At 30.3% G+C, this 21357-nt stretch carries 15 protein-coding genes; 7 read left to right on the forward strand and 8 right to left on the reverse strand.

Going from position 1 to position 21357, the window contains the following annotated elements:
* Positions 1-97: 97 nt before the first annotated feature.
* From dnaA to queF, 4 genes are all read left to right on the forward strand, one after another.
* Positions 98-1408 (forward strand): chromosomal replication initiator protein DnaA, encoded by a 1311-nt coding sequence (gene dnaA, locus C3L23_RS00005; RefSeq protein WP_127679129.1) that lies wholly within the window; start codon positions 98-100, stop codon positions 1406-1408.
* 122 nt (positions 1409-1530) lie between these two features.
* Positions 1531-2583: a DNA polymerase III subunit beta gene (dnaN, locus tag C3L23_RS00010; RefSeq protein ID WP_127679130.1), complete on the forward strand. Its 1053-nt coding sequence runs from the start codon at positions 1531-1533 to the stop codon at positions 2581-2583.
* A 33-nt stretch (positions 2584-2616) separates the two neighbouring features.
* Positions 2617-4893, forward strand: coding sequence for a DNA topoisomerase (ATP-hydrolyzing) subunit B (gene gyrB / locus C3L23_RS00015; protein WP_127679131.1), 2277 nt, complete (start codon positions 2617-2619; stop codon positions 4891-4893).
* Between the two features lie 8 nt (positions 4894-4901).
* Complete coding sequence (gene queF / locus C3L23_RS00020) at positions 4902-5291, forward strand: preQ(1) synthase (RefSeq protein ID WP_127679132.1); 390 nt, start codon at positions 4902-4904, stop codon at positions 5289-5291.
* On the opposite strand, the gene C3L23_RS00025 is transcribed toward queF, so the two are convergent.
* The 8 genes from C3L23_RS00025 to C3L23_RS00060 are packed head-to-tail and all read right to left on the reverse strand — an operon-like array spanning position 5292 to position 13018.
* Positions 5292-6488, reverse strand: a complete 1197-nt coding sequence (locus tag C3L23_RS00025) for a type II secretion system F family protein (RefSeq protein ID WP_127679133.1) — start codon at positions 6486-6488, stop codon at positions 5292-5294. It abuts the gene before it with no gap.
* Position 6489: 1 nt separating this feature from the next.
* On the reverse strand, positions 6490-7992 hold the full coding sequence (locus C3L23_RS00030) for a GspE/PulE family protein (protein ID WP_127679134.1): 1503 nt from the start codon (positions 7990-7992) through the stop codon (positions 6490-6492).
* A complete protein-coding gene (locus C3L23_RS00035; protein ID WP_127679135.1) occupies positions 7976-9736 on the reverse strand; it encodes a secretin N-terminal domain-containing protein in 1761 nt (586 codons plus the stop codon). The genes C3L23_RS00030 and C3L23_RS00035 overlap by 17 nt, the downstream gene beginning before the upstream one ends.
* Positions 9723-10502, reverse strand: coding sequence for a PDZ domain-containing protein (locus tag C3L23_RS00040; protein ID WP_127679136.1), 780 nt, complete (start codon positions 10500-10502; stop codon positions 9723-9725). Before C3L23_RS00040 ends, C3L23_RS00035 begins: the two co-directional genes overlap by 14 nt.
* Positions 10489-10977 carry a hypothetical protein gene (locus tag C3L23_RS00045; protein WP_127679137.1) on the reverse strand — a complete coding sequence of 163 codons (489 nt, stop codon included), beginning with the start codon at positions 10975-10977 and terminating at the stop codon, positions 10489-10491. Before C3L23_RS00045 ends, C3L23_RS00040 begins: the two co-directional genes overlap by 14 nt.
* Positions 10974-11327, reverse strand: coding sequence for a hypothetical protein (locus C3L23_RS00050; RefSeq protein ID WP_127679138.1), 354 nt, complete (start codon positions 11325-11327; stop codon positions 10974-10976). The genes C3L23_RS00045 and C3L23_RS00050 overlap by 4 nt, the downstream gene beginning before the upstream one ends.
* Positions 11320-12168: a hypothetical protein gene (locus C3L23_RS00055; RefSeq protein WP_127679139.1), complete on the reverse strand. Its 849-nt coding sequence runs from the start codon at positions 12166-12168 to the stop codon at positions 11320-11322. Before C3L23_RS00055 ends, C3L23_RS00050 begins: the two co-directional genes overlap by 8 nt.
* The gene (locus C3L23_RS00060; RefSeq protein WP_127679140.1) at positions 12146-13018 is read right to left on the reverse strand and encodes a hypothetical protein; all 873 of its coding nucleotides are present in this window, start codon (positions 13016-13018) and stop codon (positions 12146-12148) included. The genes C3L23_RS00055 and C3L23_RS00060 overlap by 23 nt, the downstream gene beginning before the upstream one ends.
* A gap of 286 nt (positions 13019-13304) precedes the next feature.
* Between C3L23_RS00060 and C3L23_RS00065 the strand changes: the two genes are divergently transcribed.
* From C3L23_RS00065 to C3L23_RS00075, 3 genes are all read left to right on the forward strand, one after another.
* Positions 13305-16817 (forward strand): hypothetical protein, encoded by a 3513-nt coding sequence (locus tag C3L23_RS00065; RefSeq protein ID WP_168175680.1) that lies wholly within the window; start codon positions 13305-13307, stop codon positions 16815-16817.
* Positions 16818-16955: 138 nt separating this feature from the next.
* A complete protein-coding gene (locus C3L23_RS00070; RefSeq protein ID WP_127679142.1) occupies positions 16956-20285 on the forward strand; it encodes a hypothetical protein in 3330 nt (1109 codons plus the stop codon).
* A gap of 193 nt (positions 20286-20478) precedes the next feature.
* Entirely contained in the window at positions 20479-21351 is an 873-nt protein-coding gene (locus tag C3L23_RS00075; protein ID WP_168175681.1) for a hypothetical protein, read from the forward strand.
* Positions 21352-21357: the final 6 nt, after the last annotated feature.

Below are 21357 nucleotides of genomic sequence, written 5' to 3' on the forward strand. Positions count from 1 at the left end.
ATTTTACATTTATTCTCCGATATGATAAAATTTAATTCACATAATTTTTCACAAAATATTCACAATGTGAAAAAAAAGTTATTCACAAAGGACGCATTTGAGTATATTTAAAAAAATAAAAGATTCACTAAAAAGTGAAAACCTTGTGAATTATAATAAATTTATTAAAAATTTGGAATTTGACGAAAAAAATTCAACCTCAACACATTTAATAATAAAAGCTCCTAATATATTTATAGCAAATTTCGTAAAAAGAAAATATCTTAACAAAATAAGCGAACTGTATGAAAAAGAAACAGGCATCAAACCCAAAATAGACATAGTTACAAAGGAAATAACACATAAACCCGTAACCCTTGAAGAAATAATAGAACCTTCAACGCCAAGCGTTCTAATACCTGAATATACCTTTGAAAGCTTTATAGTAGGACCTTCAAACCAGTTTGCATATACCGCAGCAAAAAGTGTAGCGGAAAATCCGGGGAAAAATTACAATCCTCTGTTTATCTACGGAGGGGTAGGGCTCGGTAAAACACACCTTCTCCAGGCAATAGGAAATTATTTAAAAAGCTCTTTAAATGTATTATACGTTACAAGCGAACAGTTTATGAACGAATTTACGGAAAACATCAGAATGAAAACTCCTGAAAGATTTCACGAAAAATACAGAAACTGCGATGTTTTACTAATAGACGACGTACAGTTTTTCGCCGGAAAAGAAAGAACCCAGGAAGAATTTTTCCATACCTTCAACGAACTCTATAACCAAAAAAAACAGATATGCCTCACGGCCGATAGACCTCCTAAAAAACTCTACGACCTTGTAGACAGACTAAGAAGCAGGTTTGAAGCGGGACTTATCGTGGATATTCAGCCGCCTGAGCTTGAAACAAAAATAGAAATTATCAGAAAAAAATGCGAACTAAACGGTATATATCTTCCGGAAGAAATAATCGAGTTTATCGCAACAAAACTTGATTCAAACATAAGAGAAATCGAAGGAATGATTACAAAAATAAACGCTATGTCTAAAATTTTGGGAATAAACGAAATAACGCTTGACTTTGCAAAACAGGCACTTAAAGAACATATAAAAGACAAAAAAGAAGTAATTACTCTTGAAGACATCATAAAACTTATCGCAAAAGAGTTTAATATAAAACCTAGCGAAATAGTCTCAAAAAGCAGAAATAAAAATATAGTGGCTGCAAGAAGATGCGCTATTTACCTTGCAAGGGAATTTACAAAAGAATCAACTCCGATTATTGCAAAATATTTCGGACTCAGAGATCACAGTGCCGTTAGCCACGCTATTAAAAGTTTTAATAAAAAACTGAAAGAAGACAGCGAATTCAGAATAAAAATTGAAGAGCTTAAAAATAAAATCCAAATAAGAAAAAGTGAATAAAGTGAATAAAAAAGTTTTTCACATTCACCCGTTTTTTTTAGGTATAATGGGAAAAAAGTTATCTTTTCACATTTTAACGCATCTTATTATTATTACTATTTAAATTTAAATAAGGAGAAAGAATGCACATCAAAATAGAAAAACCGGTAATCGAAAGCATTTTAAACCAAATAATACCCTTTACCGAAAAAAAAGACAACACCCAAATAACATCCCACATACTCATTAAAGCCAACGAAAAACTGATACTAAAAGCAACAGACAAAGAAATCGGAATCAAAGTAGTAACAAATGCAGATATCTTAGATTCAGGAACAATAACAATAAACGGAAAAAGATTTTTGGATATCATTAAAACACTTCAAAACAAAGAAATAGAAATCAAAACAGAAGATAATCAGATAACAATCACACAAGACAGCTCCATTTATAAACTGACATCATTTAATGCAAGCGAATTTCCTGAATTTCCAAATACGGACGAAATGAGTAAAATCGATATAGAAATAGAAGAATTAAATAAAGCTATTAAAAAAATCTATCCGGTAATAGACAACAACAACCCTAAATATGAATTAAACGGTGCTCTTTTTGATCTGAAAGATAAAACAAACTTTGTTTCAACAGACACCAGAAGATTAGCCGTATATTATTCAAATGCAAAAGCAAAAGAATCAAAAATAATAGTTCCTAAAAGAAGTATAGCTGAAATAAAAAGAGTAATCAGAGACGATATGGAAATTTTTTATGACGATGTGTATTTAATTCTTAAAAACGGTGAAATTATGTTTTTCACCAAACTTATAAACGGAAAATTTCCTGCATACGAAAAAATAATTCCTCAAAGCTTAAAATATGAGCTTTCAATACCAAAAGGAGAATTCTTATCACATTTAAAACAGGTAAGTATTATTTCAAACGAAGTAAAAATTACAATCAATACAGATAAAATTACTTTCGAAAGTATAAGTGATGAAACAATGCAGGCAAAAACAAGCTTTGAAATTAACACTCCTTTAGAAGAATTTACGTTTGCAGTAAACAGCAGATATATTATGGACTTTTTAAATGTAATTGAAAGCGATACATTTGTACTGGGTCTTAATGAGCCGAATATACCGTTTATGCTAAAAGACGATAATTTCATAACAATAGTAATGCCGCTTAATATTTGATATAATATTAAAAAATGACTCAAAAGGAATTTAATGAGCGATTACGGTGCTAAGAATATTAGAGTATTAAAAGGTCTTGAGGCAGTAAGAAAAAGACCCGGAATGTATATCGGGGATACTTCTGTAAAAGGTCTTCATCATTTAATTTATGAAGTGGTTGATAACTCTATTGACGAAGCAATGGCTGGATTTGCCAATGAAATCAAAGTAAAAATTAATAAAGACGGAAGTGCCGAAATTTCAGATAACGGTAGGGGTATTCCGGTTGATATCCATCCTGAAGAAAAAATTCCTGCGGCAACCGTTGTTTTAACGGTTTTACATGCCGGGGGTAAATTTGACAATAAAACATATAAAGTTTCAGGCGGTCTTCACGGGGTAGGGGTTTCAGTAGTAAACGCCCTTTCAAAAAAACTCATTATGACAATTAAAAGAGACGGCAAAATATGGCAGCAGGAATTTGAAAGAGGTAAACCCGTTACAGATCTTGAAGTAATAGGAAATACAAACAGAACAGGCACTACTATACAGTTCTGGCCGGATGACGAAATATTTGAAACTACTACTTTTAAAAGCGAAATACTTCAAAAAAGATTAAAAGAACTAGCTTACCTGAATCCTAATATTACTATCAAGTTCGAAAATGAAAACGACGGTGTTAAAGAAGAATACCACTACGAAGGCGGTATTAAAGATTTTGTTAAAACTTTAACCAACAAAGAATGTATAAGCGATGTTGTTTATTTTAACGATCATTACAGTGACGAGGAAAAAGCACTTGATGTTGAGGTGGCCCTTTGTTACGACAGCGGATATGACGAAAAAGTATTAAGTTTTGTTAACAACATAAGAACCCCGGAAGGCGGTACGCACGAGAGCGGATTTAAAGCGGGGCTCAGCAAGGCCGTAATAAATTACATCAATAAAAATATGAAGCTTAAAGAGAATCTTAAAATTACCGGTGACGACGTAAAAGAAGGTCTTAATGCAATTGTCAGCGTTAAAATGAGCGAACCTCAGTTTGAAGGCCAGACTAAAGGTAAACTCGGAAGCTCATACGTTAAACCTATTACTCAAAAAGTTACGTATGAATATCTTACGAGATTTTTTGAAGAAAATCCTAATGAAGCAAAACTTATAGCCGAAAAAGCAATTGCAGCTGCCAGAAGCAGGATTGCAGCCAAAAGAGCCAGGGATCTTACTAGAAAACAGGCAAAAGTAGGTGTAGGTACGCTTCCTGGAAAACTTGCGGACTGTCAAAGCAAAGACCCGGTTGAAAGCGAATTATATTTAGTTGAGGGTGACAGTGCGGGAGGAAGTGCAAAACAAGGAAGAGATAGAGTATTCCAGGCTATTCTTCCATTAAGAGGTAAAATATTAAATACCCAAAAATCTACTGACGCAAAGGCTCTTAGTTCAGAAGAAATTAAAAACATAATCACTGCACTCGGAACCGGGATAGGCGAAGATTTTGACATTGATAAAATAAGATACAATAAAGTTATAATTATGACGGATGCCGATGTAGACGGAAGTCATATCCAGACGCTTATTATGACATTTTTCTTCAACCATTTAAGAGAAGTTATTGAAAACGGATATCTTTATATCGCACAGCCGCCTCTTTACAGATATAAAAAGGGTAAAATTGAAAAATACCTTAAAGACGACAAAGAACTGAATGAATTTTTAATAGAGCAGGGTATAAATTCTATCGATATTACCGGAGTAGGAAAGCCTGAACTTAAAGAGTTGTTAAAATATGCAGCGCTTTACAAACTGCTTCTTGACAGACTTTCAAAAAGATTCAACATCCCTGAGGTTATAAGATTTTTAATTGAAAACGGAAACTTGGAAGAGCTTCCTAAGTTCCTTGAAAGTCTTGGATTTAATATTATTTCCAGACACGATGACCATTACTATATCCAGACAAACAGAGGACTTGAAGAGATTACAATTGATGATAAACTTCTTAACCATCAGCTTTTTGTGGAAGCTAAAAAAGTTTATCAGAAACTTCAGGAATATAAAGATATTATTGATAGAGATTATCTGGATCTACTGGATGAAGTTGTAGAAAAAGCCAGAAAAGGGGCCCATATCCAAAGATACAAAGGTCTTGGTGAAATGAATCCTGAACAGCTTTGGGAGACTACAATGAATCCTGAAAACAGAGTGCTTATCCAGGTGACTATGGAAGACGCCGAAAAAGCCGCTGAGAAATTCGAGCTGTTCATGGGAAGCGAAGTAGGGCCTAGACGTGAGTTTATCCAGGCTAACGCAAAAGAAGTAGAAAATATAGACGTATAAGGAATATAATGAGTGAAATCAGATATGGGGAAAAGGAAATTTTAGAATTTAATCCCGAAAATATGGAAATATGGCCGAATAAACATAAAAAAAACTATTTAATCAAAATCACTCTTCCCGAATTTATGTGTAAATGCCCAAGAAGCGGATATCCTGATTTTGCGACTGTATATCTTGAATATACGCCTGATGAGTGGGTGGTGGAATTAAAAGCCCTTAAGCTGTTTATAAATTCTTTTATGAACAGATACATTTCCCACGAAGACAGCGCAAACGAAATATTCGATACGCTTTATAATAAGCTTAAACCCAAATATATGAAAGTAACAATGGATTTCAATCCGCGAGGCAACGTTCATACGGTAATAGAAATAGACAGCGATAAAATAGAAAAATAATTATTTTATTATATTCATACTAAACATCGGAAGCAGCATTGCTGTTACGATGAATCCTATCGTTCCCCCTACTATTACGATAAGAGCCGGTTCTATTAAACTTAAAAGAGTGTTTATTCTGGCTTCGTTTTCTTCAAAATAGATTTCGCTTAAATTTTTTAAAACAGTATCGATTTGTGACGTTTCTTCACCTAACGCAATGGCCTGCAAAAAGCTAATATCGTAATTAAATCCGGCTTTTTTGAGGGAGACTGAAAGTTTTTTACCTTCTATTACGTCTTTTAACGCTTTTTCGAATTTTTCTTTTATTGCTTCGTTTTGTATTGTATTAACTGCAAGATTTACAGCGTTTATATAATTAACGCCTGAATTGACGAGTGTTGATGTAAGATAACTGAATCTTCCGAGTTCTTTGGCTATTATTATCTGTTTTATAATTGGGATTTTTAAAAGTATTTTATGTATTAAAAGTTTAAATTTCCTGTTTTTAGTATAAAAAATATAATAAGTTATAATAAGTATTAATATTGCGGCGAAAATAAATAAAAAATTGTTTTTTAAAAAATTTCCGCTGGCAATAACTATTTTTGTTATTGTCGGAAGCTGTTCGTGCAGATTTTGAAACACCTTTACTATTTTAGGGACTACGGTTGTCAGCATAAAACTGACCGTAAAAACTGCAACTATAATAATAAAAAGAGGATATATCAACGCCTGTGATGTTTTTGATGAAAGTCTGTTTTCATCTTTTAAAAACCTTGCTATTTCTATAAGGACAATATCAAGTTTTCCGCTTTCTTCTCCTACTTTAATGGTACTTTTTACATAAGAAGGGAGTTTTATTATTTTTTGTGATTCCAATGAATTATACAGTGATTTTCCTTCCTTTATAGACTGCTGCAGATAATCCAAAAATTTTATAATTTTATTGTTTTCGCTTTGATTTTTTGTAAGGTTAAGCGCACTTACTAACGGTATGGATGATTTTAAATATAAACCTAGTGTATTGAAAGTTTTGATAAGCTCTTTTTTCGGTACTTTTGTAAATGAAAAATTAAAATCTATTTTTTTAACAGGTTTGATGTCTGTTATATATAAACTGTTAAGTTTTTCTTTGGCCTCGTTTTCGCTGTCGGCTTCTATTTTGCCTTTTATTTTTTTACCCTCTTTATCAAAACCTTCATATTTGAAAAGCATCTTAATCCTTAATACCTACTCTTACGGCTTCTGATACCGATGTTTCTCCGTTAATTACCATTTGCGCTATATTTTCTTTTAAAGTTTTCATACCCATTTGTATCATTTTGTTTTTGAGTTCGATGTCGTTTGTGCCTTTGGCTATTAAGGATTTTATTTCATCGTTCATTATAAACAGCTCTCCTACTGCTTTTCTTTTTATGAATCCGGTAAAGTTGCATTTGGGACATCCGTTTTCCTTGTATATTTTTTCGGGTGTAAATTTGGAAAGAATAGGATTTTTATTTATTATTTCTTTAAATTTATCCGGATCGTCTTCTGTTTTACACTCACACAAAACCCTTACTAGCCTTTGGGAAAGAATACCTATTAAAGACGAAGCTATTAAAAAAGGTTCAACACCCATGTCCATTAGTCTTGTTATAGTTGATGCAGCATTGTTAGTATGAAGAGTTGAGAGCATAAGGTGTCCTGTCAAAGCCGCCTGGATAGCTATAGTGGCCGTTTCTTTATCTCTAATCTCTCCTACCATTATAATATCCGGATCCTGTCTTAAAATGCTTCTAAGGCCGCTGCTGAATGTAAGACCTACTTTATTGTTTACCTGAATCTGATTAATATTGTCGGCTTTATATTCTACCGGATCTTCAATAGTGATAATATTTTTAGTTGGAGTCGCTATTGTTTGTAAAAAACTGTGAAGAGTGGTTGATTTACCGCTTCCCGTAGGACCTGTAACCAGTATCATTCCATATGAGTGTTCTAGCAGTTCCTTAAAACCTTCTGTTATTTCATCTCCGAAACCTAGTTCTTTTAAACTCGGAATATCCTCGCTTTCCATAAGAAGTCTTAAAACCGCTTTTTCCCCGAAATAAGTGGGAATAACCGAAACCCTTATATCTGTTGTTTTATTTGCTATTTTAATCTGCGTTCTTCCGTCTTGAGGTATTCTTTTTTCGCTTATATCCAGATTTGAAATTACTTTAATTCTGTTTATAATTAAATTGATAATGTTTTTTTGAAGAGTGGCCTGTGTTATAAGCACACCGTCAATTCTGAAACGTATAGTTCCGAAATTTTCATGCGTTTCAATATGAATGTCGCTTGCTCTTTTTTTAACAGCCTGAAAAAACATAGAGTTTACGAATTTAATAATAGGAGCGGAATTTTCGGAATTTAATATATCAAGTCCGCCTTTTATAAAATCGTCAAGTGATAATTCTTCCTCCACTTCTATGTCGCTGTTTTGAAGCTCTTTTTGTGTTTTTAATTCCAAAAACTGGTTTAAAAGTCTGTTAAAAGATTCGGTGTCTGTTATTATGAGTTCAAGAGGCAGATCTGTTTTGTTATAAAAATTAAGAGCGTCTATTAATGAATCCTGAGTTGTAAAAAAAAATTTTTTATCTTCTAAAATACCCGGAAGCAGAGAATATTTAATACCTTCTTCAATATTAAAATTTTCAATTTGCAGAGCTTTCGGATTTATATTATTTATCTGTTTCATTTAATTTTCTTTTGTTGATATACTCAATTGCAAATTTTCTTTCAAGCTCGTTTAATTTGCCGAGAGTCAGTCTTAATTTATCCAGATCTTTACTTTTTTTAACGATATAAGGTGTAAGAACAATTACTAGTGTTGTTCTGTCTTCATTTACTTCTTTGTGTCTAAATAAAGCTCCTAATATAGGAATATCTCCAAAAAAAGGTACTTTTTTAATGGTGATATCTTTGTTGTTTTTAACAAGTCCTCCAATAATAATACTTTGTCCGTTGTTGACAATAGTGGTTGTTTTGATATCTCTTTTTGAAGTTATTGGCAGTGTATTATCAGGAGAACCCGGAAGTATGTCTTCTACTACGGCTTTAACGTCAAGAGATACTTTATCGTCGCTGTCGATTCTTGGTTTTATATCCAGAGTAAGACCTATATCCTGTCTTGAATATGATACACTGGTAGATGTTGATGTTGTCTGACCAGTTTTTACAGAAACTGTTTTACCTACATATATGGATGAGGGGGTATTATTTATACAAAGAATTGAAGGTTCGCTTAATTTTTTAGCAGCACCGAATGTTTCAAGCAGATCTATTGTGGCGCCCAGTGCCAGTCCCTGTCTGATTGTAGGAATACTGAGTCCAAGAGTTTGTATGTCTGTTAGTGAAGCAATAGCCGGGCCGCCCATATTTAAACTCATGGTATAGAGTCCGCTGCTTGTTGCGCTTCCTCCGAATAGGCCAAGTTTTGCACCTATCTGTGAGGCTTTAAGATTGCTTATTTCAAGTATTCTGGCTTTTACGTATACCTGCATTTTAGGTATGTCAAGAGCGCTTATAATTGTTTTAATTGTATCCATCTGTTCTGGTGTTGCAATAATTATAAGTGAATTTGTTTCTTTATCTTCCGTAACAGAAGGTTTGTTTTTTTTATATTTTAATGAAACTATTTTGCTTATTATTTTAGACATGTTTGAAACGTCTGAATTTTTAAGTGTAATAATTTCCGTTATCTGGTTAAGCTGTTTAGGTTTTGTATCCAGTTTTTTAATATTTATTAAAATTTTTTCAATAACTTTTTTTTCTCCGACTAAAATAACTCCATTGTTGTTATCGTTTTTTATAATTTTATATTTATAAATTCTGGGATTAAACAGTGTTTTTGCTATATCTGATATTTTAGGATATACCTTGTTGATCTGAGTGTTTTTTAAATTAAAATATATAATATCAGGTTTGTTTAATGTGTCTATTTTGCTTAACAGCTGTTTTATTACTTTAAGGTTTTTTGGATAATCAGTAATAATTAGCATATTTTTTTCATTATTGATTACTATTTTTCCGTATCTGCTTTTTAAATAGCTTATTTGAGTATATGCTTCTTTTGCAGTTATGTTTTTAAGTTTTATTATGTCTGTTGTTATTTGAAACGGTGATTTAGAATTTATGGAAGGTGCTTCTCTAAGCGCTTCTGAAGATCTTACAACTTTTAAATATCCGTGTTCGGAAACTATTGTGTAGCCTTTAGAACGGAGAATATTTAATAAAATATCGTATATTTCATTTTCATTGACAGGTTTGACTGAAATAAAATTGACTTCTCCTCTTATATCATTAGTGAGCAGTATGTTTTTATTTGTAATTTTAGCCACCATTTTAATAAAATCTTTTATTTCAAGGTTTTTAAAATTAAGTTCTATCTGTGCTCCGAAAAGCATCACGCTTAAAATAATTAATAATTTAATTAATTTCATAATCTATCACCTTTGTTTTATTATGTCTTTTTATTTCTATTTCTATATGGTTATATTTATCAATGTGATTGTATAAATACCATGCTTCAGCGTCATTTTTAAGTTTTATACCGTTTACTTTTATAATTATATCGCCTCTTTTTAATCCTAATTTATCAAAAACACTACCTTTTTTTATATAAGTGATTTTATAACCGCTTTTTGCTCTGATTATTCCTATTTCATTCCATATTTTTGAAAAATTTTTTCTGTATTCTTCAAGTATGTGTTTTGAAATAATTTTTTTATTTGAATTAATTTTAAATTTCTGTTTATTTTGTTTGATTTTATTTTTTATTTGTTGATTAGACTGGTCAGAATTAAAAGATAAAATGTATTGTTTTGAATTTTTTTCGAATACTGCATATGAATTATATACTTTTATAAGTTTATATCCTTTATATGTCTGATTAATATCTAAAAATATGCTTTTTCCTTTATCATCTAAAATGATAAAAGCTTTTTTTCCGTCATTATAAACTGCTTTTAATTTTATACCTTCTAACGAAGATACGGTTTTTTGATTGTTTTGTGTTTTTATAGGCTGTGGTTTTATTGTTTCTGTTGTAAAAATTCTGGTTAAATCAATATTATAAAATATACTGTCAAATTTTGGAGGTATGTAAGTAACAGGAAGTTTAGGTAAAAATATACTTATTACACTCCATAAAACTCCGGCTGATAAAAAAGATATTGTAAATATAAACAGATATTTAAAATTTTTCATAATAGTAATATCCCTTTTTATCTTTTTTTAAGAACTGTTTAATTGCATTGTTATATATTTTTATGAAATATATTCTAATTTCTTTATTTGATAAATTTATATTTCCGTAAATGTTTTTTGCAATATTTGATTCTGCTTTTATCTGAATAATAAAAGGATGTATAATATTTTGAGTTAAAGACACTTCGTTTATTTTTATATTGTCTATAGGCAGTGTTATATCGGTAATATATAGTTTATTATAAAAAATGTATGGATAAATTAATGCTTTTTTAAATTCTGCGGTTTTTATAGATTTGTAGTATATTTTACCGTTTGAGAGATTAAGCTTATATATGTCTGATTTTGTATTCGCTGTTAAATAAATACCGTTTTTTGACAGTATATTTTGGATAAAGTAAAAAATTTCCGTTTTCGGCATAAATATATAAAACCCGATAATAAAACCTGCTAAGACGGTTATAAATTTTTTCATTTAATAATCTCCGCATAAAAATCAAAATTTCCTTTATTGCTGCTTATACTGAATTTTTTGATTTTAACGTTTGATTTTAAAAACTGGTTTATTGTTCTTAGCTGATTTTTGGACAAATTTGTACATTTTATTTTTGAATTTTTAATACTGCATATAGATTTGAGCATTTTTACGGGTTTTTCGGAATATCTGTTTTTAAGATTGATAAATTCATTTGCGGATTTATAAAATACAATATAATTTTGGTATTCATTTTTTAATTCTTTTTTGCTTTTAATGTATAAATTAAAAAAATTTGCCGTTATAAGCAGCAGTAAAAGTCCTGTTAATATAAGTATTTTTTTATTCATACAGACTCGCTTTATAAATACCGTTTTTTAACGATGATGTTACTTTAAATTTTTTTGAAAAATATTTGTCAAAATTTCTGTCAGTTTTAATTTCAATATTAAAATATTTATCATATGACAGCTTTAAAAATTTTTCTCCTTTTTTTAGAGGTGTTTTAGTAATAAATTCAAGACTTTTTCTGATTTTTTTCTGAGTATTGTCTTCATTTTTTAGTTCGTTTAAAATAGACTTTAACTGAAAAGTTGTTTTTGGAAGATTATATTTTTTAATAAGTGATTCTTTTTGATTTTCCAGACTTTTTATTGCATTTTCATTTTGTATAAATCCTGAAATAAAAATAAAATTTAGCAAAATTAAAATAACAGCCGAATAAATCAGTATAGATTTGTCCAGATTCAGGCGGTTATATATATTTACGGTATTTTTTGAAAGCTGTATGCTGTTAATAACATCATTAATATTCGGAGCGTCTTCAACATTTGGAAAGCAAAAAAGCAAATCGTCTACCTTTTGAATTGAATGTTTGTCTGAGACATTTATTTTTTCAAAATTATACAGTTCAGTCTGAGCCAGTCTTATGGAATTAATATATTTTTTGTCAATATTGATTTTCAGATTTTTTTTAATTGCATAGGCAAAATATTTGCCGTTAAGTTTAAAAGCGTCGTAAATATAGTTTTCATCAAGTTTAAAAAGGGTTTTTGAAAGTTTTTTTGCATCTTTTAAAGATTTGATCGGTATATCTATCTTTTTAATCCAATAGTATTGCGGAGAAAGAATAACATCGACGGGTTCGCTGATTTTTTCGTTAAAATCTTTAGTATACAGGATTACTCTCAACAGAAATCACCTTTTTATTGTGCAGATCATACACAATCTTAATATTTTGCATTTGACTGTTTAAAAAATAAGTTATATCGCTCTCTATCCAGAAACTTTTGTTTTTATCATATGCAATTATATTTAAATTTTTTATTGTTTTATTGTTTTCTTTATTTTCTATACTTTTGCATGATACAGAATCGCTGAAAGTAAGACCTAAAAATTCTGCAACTTTTTTTGTCATTAAGTTACATTCAAGAATATGTTTTCTGCCGTTTCCGAAAAATATAAACTTTTTCCACGGTATACTGTATATATTTTTATCATTAGTCCTTTTATAATAATAGTTTTCTATCTGTTCAAGATGCTTAAAGTTGTATATTTTTCCGTTTTGAAAATATGGATTTTGTGAAACTATCTCACTGTATGCTTCTCTTTCTTTACTGTCGGTATCGATTGTATCAAGCAGAAGATCTTTAAAAAACAGGGGATCTTGTATCTGATAATAACTGAGAATATTATCTATATAATTTTCAATATATGTATTTATTTTATTTCCGTTTATTAAAGTGTTTATGTCTATTTTATTAAAGAGAGGTTTAATTGTATAAATAATTCTAAAATTCCCTTCTTTACTTGATAAAGGAACAGTGGTAAAAATTTTTTGAAGGTCTTTTGATGTTTTGATTTTGTCTGAAATTTTAAATAGTATTTGCAGATAATCTTTAATAACAAGGGAATTTTCTGCTATATATGAAGGTTTTAATTCTTTTGAATATTTTTCATAGCTATTTAAAACTATATTTAAAATAAATAAAACTGACAATAAAAAAAACAGTGTAATTAAAAGTGCCACAGATTTTTTCATAATTTCCTTTTAAAGTTGAAATAATTTTTAATTAATATTAATTTAATATATTGACATTTTATCATATAAAGATTTATAATATATTAATCCAATATTAAAAGGATATGAAATGAAAAAGAGTACTAAAATAATTCTTTCTAGTGTGGCAGCATCAATTATATTGATCGGTTGTGGAGGTGGAGGGAGTTCGTCTACTTCAACATCATCAACTGGAACTGTAAGCGGTACAGTAGCTGATGGTTATATTGTGAATGCAAAAGTATGTTTGGATTTAAATTTTAATGGAATGTGTGATGTTGGTGAACCGTATGATAATAAAACAGGTGTAGATGGTAGATTTTCAATTTCATATAACAGTAATTTAAAAAATGTAAATTTGGCACCTATAGTAGCAGAGCCTGGAAGCGATACATATGATTCTAATATACCTGGTGAGCCTTTTGTATTGAAATTAATTGCTCCTCGTATTGGGGATTCATTGGTTAGTGTTACTCCTTTGTCTACGGTAGCGGGGTTAAAAGTTGTTGAAAACTTTGATGATGATAATCCGCCAAGTGAAGAGAATATTACTGAAATAAAAACAAAAGTACAAGAAGCATTGGATTTAAACGAGGATATTGTTAAAGTTAATCCTTCAGATCCTGAGATTTTAGTAAAAGCGGTTACGGTTTCTCAGTTATTAGAAGAAAACGCTTCAGGTATTGTAGAGGATTTAGTGGATAATGATAAAAATTTAACAGATATCGTTCCGGAAGTATCGGATATAATAGAGAAAATAACAGATTCTAATACTACATTATCTGATGCGGAAATTCAACAATTAACACAAGCAGTTATAAATACGGATATAGATATTGATGAAGTAAATTTATCTGACGTAAACAATATTAATAAAACTATTTTTATCGGTTATTTAGACGGTATTTATAATGAGTTTAACAGTTCAGGATTAATTGAAGAGTTTAATCTTACGGAATGGAATTCTACATCACTTGCGGAATCGTTAATGGATAATAATATAAGCAGCTTGGATGATTTAATTGCAAAAATGAAAGAAGACAACTTTGTTATTGATGATATTAATTTAAGCAGTGTTTATGAAATGTATAACAGAATCTTAAATATGAAAAGAGTTAAAAGTATTGTAGGGGAAGAGTATAGCGAAGATATAAATTTAACACAAAAAGCGGTTTATGATATACAAACGGGAGAACCTATTGAATTTTATGACGACGGAACATACAAAGTAGGTGATAAAACCGGTAAATGGTGGAAAATAGGTAACGTATTGGATTTAAACGATACGTTATATGGAGTAATTACGAGTGTTGTAAATAACAATTATATGTTTAATATTACATACGTTGACAGTAACAATGAAAAAATTGAAAAAACAATGCTTAGTACACCTTTTATGGACGGTGATTTTAATGAAACAGCGGTAAATGAAATATTTGCAAATAATTATTTAACTATTGATTCATTGAGGTATATTTATATGATATTGAATATTGAAGGTAGTTCCATTACGTTAAACGATGACGGGACTACGTCTAATAGAGGTACTTGGGAAGTTTTAAATAGTAGTAGTTTTAAAATAACTGATAATGGTTATACCTATTATTTAATACTCAAAACAAAAAATTTAGATAACTTCGACGCTTATGTTTTAAAAGTTAACGGCGAAGGAAAAGTCGAGTATATAAAAGAGAGTCTAATTCCTTTTAGCGTGGATGTTGAACAATTAAAAGAGATGTTAAAAGAAGAAGATGAGATAAGTTTATTACCAATCAGTGATGATATGTTCGCTAATAAAAATGCATTAATAGAAGGAAAATTATTTAAATTTTATAGTGATCATACTCTTGATGTAAGTTATTTGCATTTTTTAGAAAAAGGTAGTCCTCTGGTTTTAACTCAAGATCACGGATATTGGAAAATTATTGATAATACCCTTTTGGAAGTGCAGTATGCCGGAGACGTTTATTTTATGGCGGTAAATGAAGACGAGGGTTATTTTTATAAAGTGTTAAATTTTGAAAAAAGTATGACAGATTACTTTGCTAATTTTATGGTGTTTAACAATTTAGATTCTATAGAAGTAAACAGTACAGATGAATTAGTTGAAGGATTAAACGGTAATCCTGCATTGCTGTCTGATGTAAACGGAAGTATTTATTATGCAAATATGTTTATAAATGCTGAAGATGATGGAGTTGAAACTACTTGCTTATATTTTAAAGAAGACGGGAGATTTATTGATTATACAAATTATATAGATGAATGGAAGTTAGATAATAATATTGTAAGCATATATGGCGGGTATATAATTCCTGTAAATGAAGAAAACGGTGTTATTAACGCTTTTTATGTAGAATATGATGAGGATGAACATTCAATAAGTTATATGTTTCCAGTTCAGCTTGAAAAAGCTACTTCATTTCCTCTTAAATACAGTGTAGGTAATTTATTTGGATATACATGGAATAAAGTAGTAGCATGGTTTAAAGACGATATGAGCTTTTATAATGAAAGTATCGAAACAGAACTACCGTATGTAACAATAAAAGCTTCTAAAAACAGTATTGACAGTGTTGGAAAAGCTGAAGCAAATGTTGAATTAAATAATGCTAACTATTTAAAAGCAACATTGGAGACTAGCTTATTTGATGATTATACAACAAATTATGTAATGGTAACAACACCTCAGTCTTTAACTGACGAAAACGGTTCAAAAGTTTCATTAATGAGTAAAGTTACTCTTTCAGAGTATAATATTACTGTCTCAGGAGAAGTAAATACTGATGAAAACACTGAAACTTTTGACGTTGGAAGTTGCAGTGTTGATGATTTAAATAATACAAAACTATCCGTTATGATAACAACTAACGGAAAAGATATGATCTATTACAATGTATTTACGTTTGATGATAATGACAATGAAAGCTCTATTTGTCAACTAGAATACAATATCAGCGAATCAAATTTAGAAGGAGTATTGAGTTTCGACAATGTATATATCGGTACTCAAATTATTACAAACGATAATGCGCAAGACTATAATATTGTTAACATCAGCGATTTTGAGGCTTATGCTATTAGTTCCGAAAATATTGCGTCAATTTTAGGTGTAACATTACAGCCTATAACTAAAGATAATTTTGTAAATAAAATTTTGGTTACTGATGTGTATAGCGGTGATTTGGAAGATAGGGATTATTTAATTTTCGGAACAGACAGTGTGTTTGATGTTGAAGATAATGCAAGCTATGCTTGGAATGTGGAAAACAATATTTTGCAAATTCAATCATCAAGTCCGGTATATGTAGGAGCAACAGAAGTAAACGGTTCTGTTTATAATGTTAAAGGGATTGATCTTGAAGACGGATTATTTACAGACACAGTATTAGTTGTAAATGCAAATGAAGATACTATTGTAAATAATCCCGATGATTTCAAAAATCTGTTTGACAATGAGTTTATTACATTAGATACTGATGATATTAATGGAACTGCATGGGATGTTGTAAGTTCCGACAATTCTGAAGTTTTCAAATTCAATGATGACGGAACATTTGAATATTACTGGTCTGTAGACGGAAATGACTTTAATCTCACAGGAACTTGGGAAGTAAACAACAGCGTTATTGTTGTGGATTTGGATAGGAATGATTATAACTTTGCAAAAGCATATTACGGTGTATATAAAGAAGATAATTTGACTCTAATAGGTGTAATAGTGGACAGTGACGGTGATGTTGAAGATGTAAATATGAAAGAGTTGGTTCCTCAAAGATAATAAAACTCCTTTTTGGAGTTTTATTTTAATCTCATCATATCTTCATAACTTCCATATTCATTCATAACATTTTATATATTAAGCAAACATTAAGATTATCATAATAAAATATTATGTCAAATCAAAAAAGGAGAACGGATGAAAAAGAGTACAAAAATATTACTTTCAAGTATAGCAGCATCAATTTTATTAATTGGATGTGGCGGAGGAGGTGGAAGTGGAAGTTCGTCAGCTAGTACTACCGGTACCGTATCAGGAACTGCAGTAGATGGTCCGGTATCGTATGCGAAGGTTTGTCTGGATTTAAACTTTAACCAAAAATGTGATTCAAATGAACCTGTGGCTACTACGGATGCTAGTGGTAAGTTTTCTATTACATATAATTTAAGTGAACAGAATAGTTCAATTGCACCTGTGTTAATGCTGCCAACCCCTGACAGTAAAGATATTTATACAGGTAATGTTGTAACAGTTTCGATGTCTGCACCAAGAGCGGGACACAGTACGTTAGTTGTATCTCCTATTACAACAGTAGCGGCTGCAGCCGTATATCAAAAAGTTGAAAACAATGAAACTGTTACTCCGGATGTAGTTGAGGAAGTTGTAAATAAAGTTGCGGAAGCGTTGGATCTTAATGGAACAGATATTACTCAGGTAAATCCTACTGAGGATCCAAAGCTTTTAGTTACAGCTGTAACGCTTGCTAATGTTATTGAAGATGGTAATATTACACAAGTGGCTACAAATATTGTAGACAATAATGAAACAAATATTACTGCAGCGCTTCCTGCCGATTATCAAAGTGTTTACGAAACAATTGTTAATTCTGTGGATGAAAACACATCTTTAGAAAGTGATCAGCTTCAGCAGTTAGTAGAAAGCAGTTTAGATTCAAATGATACTACTGTTTTAGAAAAAGTTGTCAGTGATAATAACGTTACGGATGCTGATATTGCTCAAGCACTTGTTGAAGGTCAGTTAAATGTTATTTATAATGATTTGAATTCAAGTGGATTATTGGCATTAAATGCTCCTGGATTTGATTACAATATTTCAGATATGAATAGTACTTACGTTGCTGAACAGTTAGTTAATGAATATAATATAACTGATGCCAAAACATTAATGGAAGAATATAAAAATACTGATTTAGAAGTTAATTTAACTACTTCAGGAAATGAGACAAACCTTTCAAGTGCTATAGAAATGTATAATGTCCTTCAGGCTGTCAGAGCATTTAAAAATTCGGCTGGAGTTCAATTTGCCGGTATTAATTTAGCAAATGTTACAATATATAGAGCCGGAGGAGATGGAAGCCCGCTATATTTTGATCAGAATGGAAGTTTTTCTGATTATTTATTTGATGAAGACAACGGAACATTAAATCAAAATGGAAACGGTGTATGGAATGAATTAGAAGATGTAGTTGTATTAAAATACAACAATTTTGAAAATCCTGCATATGTAGGTGTAGAAGAAACAAATAATACTCTGGTTCCTGTGGTAGGTTATGATGCCAGCGGTCAGGAATTTAATGACAATGTAGTAATTACAAATCTTACTCCGGTAACTGAAGTTAATTCAAGTACAGAAATTGCAGCGTCTATTCTAAATGCTCAATTTGGTGAGTTTAATGCTACTGATATTAACGGAAGTACTTATATTACTCAAACAGGAACTACACTTACATTTAATACTGACGGAACTATATTGTTGAATGGAAAAGATATTGGTGATTGGAGTGTCGATGCTAACGGTGCGATTGTTCTTCCTTATTATGAAGGAAAAGTATATGTGCTTAAAGGAAAAGATTTAAGCGATTATTCAAGTGAGGCTTATTTTGTGTTTGTTGATGCAAGCGGACACGTATTGTCCATTCAGGAAAGAACGTTTACAAAATATGTAGAAAATGCTGATGCTGTTCTTTTGGCAAAAAATATATTCTCTTCATTGAGAACTCAGATTAATTCAGTATCAAATGCCGATGAAAACGGTACTTTAGATATGGAAGCCAACAAATTTAATGAACAGTTACAAGATATTACTTTTGATAATATTGAAACAGCAGGAAACACATTGGCTTCATTAATTAGTGGTATTGTGGATAGCAATTTAAGCGGTACTGTTGAATTGGATAATCCTGATTTAAACAGAACGTTTACTTTATCAACTGATGATAATTTAACTTATAGTTACAGTATAAAAGATGATTTAAACGGTACTGTAAAAGAATATAATGGTACTATTGTGTTAAATCAGCAGATACCTGAAGATTTAAACAGTTCTTTTGATATTACAATGAATGTTGTAGGTCAGTTACCTGCTTCAGATGAAGAAGAAGTTGCTCAGGATATTAACACTTCAATTGAATTAAAATATGACGCAGATACTTATACATTTGATTTATTAGTCAGTAAAATGAATGTAACAGATGAAAATAAATCCATTGAAGCAAGTAATATTGAGATTGAAGCGGCTGGAACTGATCAAAACTTAAGTGAATTAAAATATGTAAAATTAAACAGTTTTACTATTGATGGTAAAGCAGGAGATTTTGAAGCAGACGGAACTGTAAATGTGCAATATGTTCAAAATCCTTTAGTAAAAGCTGAAAGTAACGATCAGGCGTTTAAATATTACTACAATATCAATGGATATTTTGTATGTATGGATGATAATGGTAACGAAGAATTCAATATGACACTTCCAAATGAACTTAATATCAGTATTGACGGAACTACATATCAGCTTCCTGTAAATCCGTCTGATGCGCAACAACAGGGTGCACCATGGTATAATGTTTTTGCAACTGTTGAGTCAAGTAATGAGATTGATATTGATGACTGGTATTATTCTTTAGAAGGGGCTGTAGAAAGTCAGGTTGTATGTAATGATGCCAATTACACTGCCCATATTTACGATAATTATGGACAACAAACAATTTGGGTAGATGAAGATGATGATTTCTTAAATGACGGATGGGTACCTAATAATATTACATTTACAGGTACTGTTAGGGACGTTAATACTTCTACCACTTTGCAAGGAACTATTTCAGCATCGTCAAATGATATAGGCAGTGTTGATTTGGAAAATACAGAAGGTTTAAATACAGAAATTTCACTTGCAGTAAAATTAATAAGAGAAGGTTTTGCTGATACTAATGTAAATTCAACATTTACTTCTTCTGTAGACGGAAGTACTACATTAGATTTATCTTATAATGTAGACGGAACTGATTTTGGAACAGTAACTTTATCAGGCAAATGGGATGATAATGGAAACGGAACAGTTACCGTTACTTCTACAAGCGGGTTAAAAGTAACAATTCCTGTTAAAAACGGTGATATTGACTATACAAATTCTATTCCGGTTTATGTAACTGACAAAGTTGTAGGATATATCGAACAAAGAGACGGTATACCTGTAATTAAATACAATGACGGAACTTTTGAATCAATAAATTAATATGAAAAAGTTCCTTCTTTTTCTTCCTTTTTTTTTATTTGCCAGTGAGCTAAGTTTTTTTAATCCTTGGAATAGAAACAATTCTGTATATTTTAATTTACAGTTAAAAAATTCTAATGATTTTATACCTTCATGTGATTTTCTCCATAATTGGAATACTTTTTATTCCAAAGGCGGGACAAATTACGCATATATGAATTCCAGAATTGATTTTGGAGGATATTATAAAAGCTATTATATCGGTATAAGTAAGAGGTTGGATTTTTATATAAAAACAAATAGAGACACTGCTGAATTTATTTATGATTTAATATCTGGAAACAATTTAACTCCTGATTATGTTTATGATATTGATTTATATTTGAAAGCATATATGCTGAGCAGTTTTATAGTTGGTAAAAAATTTATAAATGAAAAATTAAGTATTTTTGTCGGAGGAGAGCTTATATCAGTGCAGGAATATCAGGATGGATCTGTGACTGGTAAAGTTATTTCATTGTCAAACAACGATTATTATTATAATGCGAAAGCGGATTACTATTTTTCTAAAAATTATCTTTACAGCGGCTGGAACTACGAAAAACCGTCAAACGGTTATGGAAAAAGTTTTTATTTAAGTTTGAAATACAATATAAATAATATTTCAAAAATTTTATTAAATATTAATGATTTATTCGGAAGGCTTTTTATAAAAAATTCACCGCACAGTATTGTATATCTTAACTCTTCAAATAAAAAATATGATTCCAGCGGACATATTGTATATGATCCTTTAATTTCAGGAAAAGAAGAATATGTCAATTATACACTCAAAATGGTTACAAAATATAATATTGAATATGAGTATAAAAAATACTTTATAGGATGTGATAAATATGATAAGCTTGTTTTACCTTATATAGGGTTAAAATATTATAAGTTTAAGTTTACTTATGGAAGTAGATTTAAAAATTTTACAGTTAACTTTAAGAACAGATATTTTTCTATAGGATTGAATACAAATAAATTAAATTTGAAAAAAGCCAGTTCTTTTGGTGTTTTTGTTGGTTTGAATTACAACTTTTGATAAAAT

This window comes from Nautilia sp. PV-1, from assembly GCF_004006315.1.
GTDB classification, from domain to species: domain Bacteria; phylum Campylobacterota; class Campylobacteria; order Campylobacterales; family Nautiliaceae; genus Nautilia; species Nautilia profundicola_A.

What these genes read in the sequence shown, in the direction of transcription:
- C3L23_RS00040 (WP_127679136.1), bottom strand. Translation starts at nt 10,502, where the DNA reads ATGAAAAATTTTAAATATCTGTTTATATTTACAATATCTTTTTTATCA.
- C3L23_RS00025 (WP_127679133.1), bottom strand. Translation starts at nt 6,488, where the DNA reads ATGCTTTTCAAATATGAAGGTTTTGATAAAGAGGGTAAAAAAATAAAA.
- C3L23_RS00065 (WP_168175680.1), top strand. Translation starts at nt 13,305, where the DNA reads ATGTGTGATGTTGGTGAACCGTATGATAATAAAACAGGTGTAGATGGT.
- gyrB (WP_127679131.1), top strand. Translation starts at nt 2,617, where the DNA reads ATGAGCGATTACGGTGCTAAGAATATTAGAGTATTAAAAGGTCTTGAG.
- C3L23_RS00070 (WP_127679142.1), top strand. Translation starts at nt 16,956, where the DNA reads ATGAAAAAGAGTACAAAAATATTACTTTCAAGTATAGCAGCATCAATT.
- C3L23_RS00045 (WP_127679137.1), bottom strand. Translation starts at nt 10,977, where the DNA reads ATGAAAAAATTTATAACCGTCTTAGCAGGTTTTATTATCGGGTTTTAT.
- C3L23_RS00030 (WP_127679134.1), bottom strand. Translation starts at nt 7,992, where the DNA reads ATGAAACAGATAAATAATATAAATCCGAAAGCTCTGCAAATTGAAAAT.
- C3L23_RS00075 (WP_168175681.1), top strand. Translation starts at nt 20,479, where the DNA reads ATGAATTCCAGAATTGATTTTGGAGGATATTATAAAAGCTATTATATC.
- C3L23_RS00060 (WP_127679140.1), bottom strand. Translation starts at nt 13,018, where the DNA reads ATGAAAAAATCTGTGGCACTTTTAATTACACTGTTTTTTTTATTGTCA.
- C3L23_RS00050 (WP_127679138.1), bottom strand. Translation starts at nt 11,327, where the DNA reads ATGAATAAAAAAATACTTATATTAACAGGACTTTTACTGCTGCTTATA.
- queF (WP_127679132.1), top strand. Translation starts at nt 4,902, where the DNA reads ATGAGTGAAATCAGATATGGGGAAAAGGAAATTTTAGAATTTAATCCC.
- dnaN (WP_127679130.1), top strand. Translation starts at nt 1,531, where the DNA reads ATGCACATCAAAATAGAAAAACCGGTAATCGAAAGCATTTTAAACCAA.
- C3L23_RS00035 (WP_127679135.1), bottom strand. Translation starts at nt 9,736, where the DNA reads ATGAAATTAATTAAATTATTAATTATTTTAAGCGTGATGCTTTTCGGA.